At 68.5% G+C, this 1,142-nt stretch carries 1 protein-coding gene; it reads left to right on the top strand.

Annotated elements, in window-relative coordinates:
• Positions 1–60: 60 nt before the first annotated feature.
• On the top strand, positions 61–1,142 hold a 1,082-nt coding region (locus AB0N31_RS36580; protein WP_366062852.1), incomplete at its 3' end, for an amino acid adenylation domain-containing protein.

A 1,142-nucleotide genomic window follows, 5' to 3' on the forward strand; every position in this document is an offset into this window, starting at 1 on the left:
TCGCCGGATGATCTGGCTTATGTGATCTACACGTCGGGTTCGACGGGCAGGCCGAAGGGGGTGGCTCTGGAGCATCGTGGGGTGGTCAACTACCTGCACTGGTGCGACCGGAACTATCCGGTGCAGGTTCCCGGTGGGATCGGCAGCATCCTGTATTCGTCGGTGACGTTCGATCTGACGATCACGGCACTGTTCCTGCCGCTGATCCAGGGCCAGCAGCTGGCGATCCCCGCGGCCGGAGCCGATCAGACGGCGTTCGACGCGGCGATCGATCTGATCTGCACCGACACCCCGATCAGCTTCCTGAAGGCCACCCCCTCCCACCTGGAGGTCCTGGCCGCGCATCTGGAGGCCCGCGGCGCCCGCCACCACATCGGCACCATCGTCGCCGGGGGTGAGAACCTCACCCCCCGGCTCGTCTCCCGCCTCCTGGACGCCGCCGGCACGCAGACCACGATCAGCAACGAGTACGGGGCGACCGAGGGCTCGGTGGCGAACGTGATGAGCCTGACCACCGCACCCGACCCGCACGGCGGCACCACCACCCTGGGCCGGCCCATCACCAACACCACCGCCTACGTCGTCGACCACCACAACCAGCCCGCACCCGTCGGCGTCCCCGGCCACGCCCTGCTGGGAGGCATCTGCCTGGCCCGGCACTACCACAACCGGCCCGACCTCACCGGGCAGCGCTTCACCCCCAACCCCCTCACCCCGCCCCACCCCGACCCCCGCGTCTACCACACCGGCGACCTGGTCAAATGGCGTCCCGACGGCACGCTGGAGTTCATCGGCCGCATCGACAACCAGGTCAAACTGCGCGGCTACCGCATCGAACTCGGCGAGATCGAGAACGCCCTGACCACCCACCCCCACATCCACACCACCGCCGTCACCGTCCGCGAGGACACCCCCGGCAACAAACAACTCACCGCCTACACCGTCCCCACCACCGGCCACCAGCCCACCGCCGGCGAACTGCGCACCCACCTCCAGCAACAACTGCCCGACTACATGATCCCCAGCCTCTACGTCACCCTCGACCACCTCCCCCTCACCCCCAACGGAAAAGTCGACACCAAAGCCCTCCCCGCCCCCGACCACCACCGACCCGACCTCACCACCACCTACACCCCACCCCG

Origin of the sequence: Streptomyces sp. NPDC051051, assembly GCF_040682975.1 — a bacterium.
In the GTDB taxonomy this organism is placed as follows: Bacteria; Actinomycetota; Actinomycetes; order Streptomycetales; family Streptomycetaceae; genus Streptomyces.